Here is a 5220-nt window from a genome sequence, read left to right as displayed (position 1 = left end):
CGGCCACCGAGGCCCTCCGCGATGCGCGCCAGGTACTGGCGCTGCACCCGCGTCAGCATCGCGACCGATGTCGGCAGATGCGGGAGAACTTCGAACTTGTAGTGCTCCGGGGCATACGCGGCGAGCCACCGCCTGGCGTCGGCGACGCGATGGTCGAGCTCTTCCCGATCGGCCTCGGTCAGGGGGCCGCCCTTTTCGCGCGCGATGGCCCTGGGCAGATCCACGGTTGGCATTTGAAGCAAGTACGCGACCTTCGCAAACCTGGGACGGTACGATTGCGCCGGATCGCCCGCGATCCGCGAATAGTAGAACGTTCGCGCGAGATCGGGATTCTCGGCCTCACGAAAGTACGCTGCGGCCGCCCGATCGCACTCGTCGTACAAGGTAGGGATGGTCTCGCCTCGAGGGTCGAATTCCAACTGGCGGCGCGGGAGCGGACGGACGATGAGGAACCGCGCCAACTCCGGCCGGAGCACATCCAAGATCTCCGCCGCCGTCGCCCCCACCGCCGCGGATGAGCCCATCTTCTTGCCGCCATACAAGAGAAATTCGTATGCGAAGGCGTACGGCACGGGCCGCCGGAACACCCGAGTACTGATCGCGCGGGCCACATCGTGCGTGCCGCCCCGGGTCATGTGATCCTTCCCCGCTCCCTCCACCGTCACGCCCAGGATCATCCACTTTGCCGGCCACTCAACCCGATAGAGCAGTTTCGCGCCGCCTCGAAATGGCGAGCGCCTCCCGTGGTATCCGCATCCCTGGGCCCACGCCACCTTATCAGGAGCGCATTCGTATTCCACTTCGCCGCCGTCCCAGCTCGAGACGCCGGTCGTCCCGATCCGGCCGCAGCGCTGGCACAAGACCTGGATCGGCCACCAGTGGTCGTCGATCCGGCTGCTGTGCGTCACCTCCCGATAGATCTCCCGGATCACGTCGACCTGATCGAGCGCCAGCCGGATGGTCTCGTCAAACTGTCCCGCCCGGTACATCTCGGACGTGCGGTAGAGACGCGGACGGGCGCCCATCCGCTCAAACACACCCGCAAACTCAGCGGCGAAGTAGTGCCCATAGCTCTCCGCACGCCCGTCCGGGGACGGGATATCGGCAAACGGCATACCCATGTAGCGCGCGTACTCGGGAAGGTCGGGAGGCAGGCCGTCCATCGGGTCGTAGTCATCGAACCCGTACAGAAACTCGGTCGACACGTTCGCGTCCCGGAGCGCACGCGTCACGCAGTCGTGCATGATGACCCCGCGGAGACTCCCGACGGACACGTGTCCGGACGGCGTCTTGGCATCGTTGACGATGTGCGGACCGGCGTGCTGCTTCAGCAGATCCTCGGCGAGGAGGTCGACCCACATGATGGCGTTACCTTCTCGCCGGCGCTGCGGCCTTCCTCCGGCGGAGCCACTCGCGCGCTTCGCCAACGAGATAGAACGATCCGGTGATGAGGAACACGTCCTCCGGACCGGCGAGCGCCCGTCCGCGTTCGACCGCGAGGCGTCGATCTGGTACGGACGTGACGCGACCGGTGTACCGTCGAACCTCAGTCGCGAGCTCCTCGGCCGGCAACGCGTGGGGGTTGTCGGGGGTCGTGGTGATGACGGCATCCGCCAGCGGCGCGATCATCGCGGTCACCGTCCGGTAGTCCTTCGTCGCGAGCATCCCGAAGACCAAGACCAGGCGCCGCCCTCCGAGCAGTTCCTGGAGGGCATCGCGAAGCGCCGCCATGGACGCGGGGTTGTGGCCGACATCGATGATGGTGTGGGGCGCGGTATCGATGAGTTCGATCCGCGCGGGCCACCTGACCGTAGCGAGCCCCCGTCGGATGGCATCCGCTCCCACCGGGACCGACTCGTCGCCCAGCAGTTCGACGGCACCGATGGCGGTCGCCGCGTTCACTGCCTGATGGCGGCCCAGCAACGGCACCCGGACCGAGTACGTATCCCGCAGCCCGCGCACGGTGGCGCGGACCCCCTGGAGGGACGACGCCTCGAGACGCACATCGAGGTCGCGCCCTACCACCACCAGGTGGGCGTCTTTTTCTTCGACGATCCGCGCAATGGTGCGGAGCGCCTCATCGGGCTGTGGAGCCGACACGACCCGTCCCCCCGCGCGGACGATGCCCGCTTTCTCCCCGGCGATCGCGGTCAGCGTATCGCCGAGGATCTCGGTGTGATCGTAGCTGATAGGGGTGATCACGGACACCAGAGGATCGAGCACATTGGTTGCGTCCAAACGCCCACCGATGCCGACCTCCACCACCGCAAGATCGACCCGTGCTTCGACAAAATGCAGAAACGCTAGGGCCACGGTCGTCTCGACATAGGTGGGCGGCCCCCAGACGAGGTCCTGGCTCTTCTCGATCACCGGACGAATCTTGTCCACCAGGGCCGCAAGATCTTCCCGGGAGATCTTGTGGCCGGCGATCTGAATGCGTTCCCGGTAATCGACCAGGTGCGGCTTGACTGTGAGCCCCACGCGCAGACCCATCGCGCGGAGGATTCCGGCGATCATGACCGCCGTGGACCCCTTGCCCTTCGTCCCGGCCACCAGCACGGTCCGAAGCCGGCGGTGGGGATCGCCGAGCAGGCTCAGCAGATGGCGCATCCTGGCCAGCTTCTCATCGTGGTACGGCCGGCGGGGCCGGTCCGTTCGAATCAAGCTATCGAGGTAGCGCAGCGCTGCCGCGTACGTCATCCCTCGGCCTCGAGTTGCAGGCGCGCCGCGGCCAGCGTATTCTCGAGCACGAACTCGATCGTCATGGGGCCGACACCCCCCGGGACCGGGGTGATGGCGCCGGCGACCTCTTTGACGCCGTCAAAATCCACGTCTCCAACGGTCTTCCCCTCAACGCGGCCGTTCCCCACGTCGATCACGACGGCGCCGGGCTTGACCATCTCCGCTCCAATCGCTCGCGGGCGCCCGACCGCGACAATCAGGACGTCCGCCATCCGCGTGCGCACCGCCAAGTCGATGGTGCGAGAGTGGCAGATCATCACCGTCGCATTCCGGGCGAGCGTGAGGAGGGCCACCGGCTTGCCCACGATGTTGCTCCGACCGACGACGACGACCTGGGCACCGGCGAGCCGGACCCCCGCGTAATCGAGCAGCGCGAGGATGCCGAGCGGGGTGCACGGGATCAATCGAGGATACCCGAGCGCGAGCCGGCCGGCGTTCTCCGGGCTCAATCCGTCCACATCCTTGAGTGGATCGATCCGCTCGAAGACGCGCTGAGGATCGATCTGAGAAGGCAGGGGCAGCTGGGGGAGGATCCCGTGGACGTCCCGGCGGCGGTTCAGGTCATCGATCAGGGCAAGGTAATCGCCCTGAGAGGTGTCGCCGGCGAGATGGAAGGTTTCAGAACGGATCCCCACCTTCCCCGCAGCCCGAGCCTTGGTCTCTACGTACTGCTGGGAGGCGGGATTCGCGCCGGCGAGCACGGCAGCCAAACACGGCGCTACGCTGTGACGGGCGGTGAATACCCCCACCTGCTCGATGAGCGGGGCGCGTCGTTGCTGCGCGACTACCCTGCCGTCCAAGATCCTCGCGGCCACTGCGCCCCCTAGGAGTGGTGAGCGGGCCGCAGATGCCGGCCCGCGTCAACTTGGAGCGGGAGATGGGAATCGAACCCACATCGCCAGCTTGGAAGGCTGGCACTCTACCATTGAGCTACTCCCGCAAGAGTCCTTGCCGGCCATTACTATATCAAAGGCACGGGGGAAAACACAGGCCCTTGCGCCGCTTCACGGCGTAAGGGCCTGGTGGTGAAACCTCTGTGAGGTTATCCCCGTTCGGACCGGCGCTGGTGTTTCAAGAAGACCCGGCTGATGGTCACCGCCGTACCCGCGCTGTGCAGATACGTCACGAGGGCCTGGCGGATCTCCGGATCGGCAGGCAACTGGCGGAGGTGCACCCGACGCACCCGGCCGGCCGCGACATCCCGAACCAGGAACGCCCACCCGGCCAGCCCCCGGTGGCCCAAGAGTGCGATCAACTCATCGGCGGTGCACGGTGGTGGGTCTTTGAGGAGAGACGCGGAGCCGTTCGGATCGCGATCGCCGCTCGCTCCGTTACCCACCTCGCCGATCGGCGTCCAACGATCCCGTTCGGAGACAGCAAACCCGAGATAGTCCTCGGGGCACACGTACAGGCGGCACGGACCTAGGAGCCGCCCCCTCTCCTCGAGATCGACAAAGTACCACCCCGGATCGCCGTGGCTCCGCTCCTTCGGGCACTTAAAGCACCGTTCCGCGCCGTCGGATTGCTGTACAGCGGGCAGCACGTCCAGGATGGGCCCCCACTCCCGGTCCCCGCCCTCCTGCCGAGAGGGGCCGGAAGACCGTTATAGACAACGCCCGCCGCGCGGCGGCGGTGCTGCCCTGCCCTGGTACATGCCCCAAATCTAGGGGGATTAGACGATTAGCACGGAGGCGCGATGGTAATCTTCGCCCCGTAATCATAGTAGTCGAATGTTGACGTGGTCTTCCCCGTGTCCGTGATCTGCCGGAGGGGGAGGCCGCTCTGGACCCCAACGTAGAGCTTTTCTTTCCTGGTAAGAGATGTCCCACTGATCTCGAGGGTTTGCGTATAGGCGTAGCCGTGGGCCTGCACGCCGCCGATGACGAGGTCCGGGACCCGTGTCACGGTCACCTCGCCTTTTCGATCCCAGAGAGGGACCGCCTCGGTGGATGACAGCCTCACAGGATTGGCACAATCCCACTTACCGCTGTGGTCCCGCTTCCAGGCCGTAGTCCCCACGGTGATCCCTTCCGGGGCGATCATGTCTGGGTAGCCGTGTAAGATACGGTGTTGGGAGTCGGGCGGGGCGAATTCGATGATCAGGGTTTTGCCGGGTTCGGTGTTTTTCCCGCGAAATGTGATGGTATGTTGCTTTTTCAAGGCCGTGACAATCTCAGCCCATACCGCCACGTCGCCTTTGACTGTGGGCGCCCCGACCGCGGGTTGCACGATGATGACCGAGAGGCTTACCGCGGCGGCCAGCCAGAGCCGGGGGGCGATCCAACCTGACGTGACCATTGCACACCTCAGAACTATCGTGCTCTAGAGTTTATTTTACGTGGTGGGGAGGAGAGGATTCGAACCTCTGAAGGCATTCCGCCAGCTGATCTACAGTCAGCCCCCTTTGGCCGCTTGGGTACCTCCCCAGCTCCTCTCCGAGTGTAGGTGCAACCCTCTCCACTGTCAACGACTCTGCCG

At 65.5% G+C, this 5220-nt stretch carries 5 protein-coding genes and 2 tRNA genes; all 7 read right to left on the bottom strand.

The features are described from left to right. Positions 1-1361 (bottom strand): lysine--tRNA ligase (gene lysS / locus VFP86_05065; protein HET8998995.1); only part of this gene is annotated, 1361 nt, incomplete at its 3' end. 7 nt (positions 1362-1368) lie between these two features. After that, a complete protein-coding gene (locus VFP86_05060; protein ID HET8998994.1) occupies positions 1369-2700 on the bottom strand; it encodes a folylpolyglutamate synthase/dihydrofolate synthase family protein in 1332 nt (443 codons plus the stop codon). Next, entirely contained in the window at positions 2697-3557 is an 861-nt protein-coding gene (locus VFP86_05055; GenBank protein ID HET8998993.1) for a tetrahydrofolate dehydrogenase/cyclohydrolase catalytic domain-containing protein, read from the bottom strand. Before VFP86_05055 ends, VFP86_05060 begins: the two co-directional genes overlap by 4 nt. A 51-nt stretch (positions 3558-3608) precedes the next feature. After that, positions 3609-3682, bottom strand: a tRNA-Gly gene (locus tag VFP86_05050). Between the two features lie 102 nt (positions 3683-3784). Beyond that, positions 3785-4285: a hypothetical protein gene (locus tag VFP86_05045; protein ID HET8998992.1), complete on the bottom strand. Its 501-nt coding sequence runs from the start codon at positions 4283-4285 to the stop codon at positions 3785-3787. A 137-nt stretch (positions 4286-4422) separates the two neighbouring features. Continuing rightward, positions 4423-5040, bottom strand: a complete 618-nt coding sequence (locus VFP86_05040) for a hypothetical protein (GenBank protein ID HET8998991.1) — start codon at positions 5038-5040, stop codon at positions 4423-4425. A 41-nt stretch (positions 5041-5081) separates the two neighbouring features. Next, positions 5082-5168: transfer RNA gene (locus VFP86_05035), tRNA-Tyr, on the bottom strand. Positions 5169-5220: the final 52 nt, after the last annotated feature.

The sequence above is a fragment of the bacterium genome, from assembly GCA_035703895.1.
In the GTDB taxonomy this organism is placed as follows: Bacteria; Sysuimicrobiota; Sysuimicrobiia; order Sysuimicrobiales; family Segetimicrobiaceae; genus Segetimicrobium.
This window is presented reverse-complemented; position numbering and strand designations above follow the sequence as displayed.

Bases quoted from the DNA above. Each gene is read 5' to 3' on its own strand.
- VFP86_05040 (HET8998991.1), bottom strand. From the start codon at position 5,040: ATGGTCACGTCAGGTTGGATCGCCCCCCGGCTCTGGCTGGCCGCCGCG.
- VFP86_05060 (HET8998994.1), bottom strand. From the start codon at position 2,700: ATGACGTACGCGGCAGCGCTGCGCTACCTCGATAGCTTGATTCGAACG.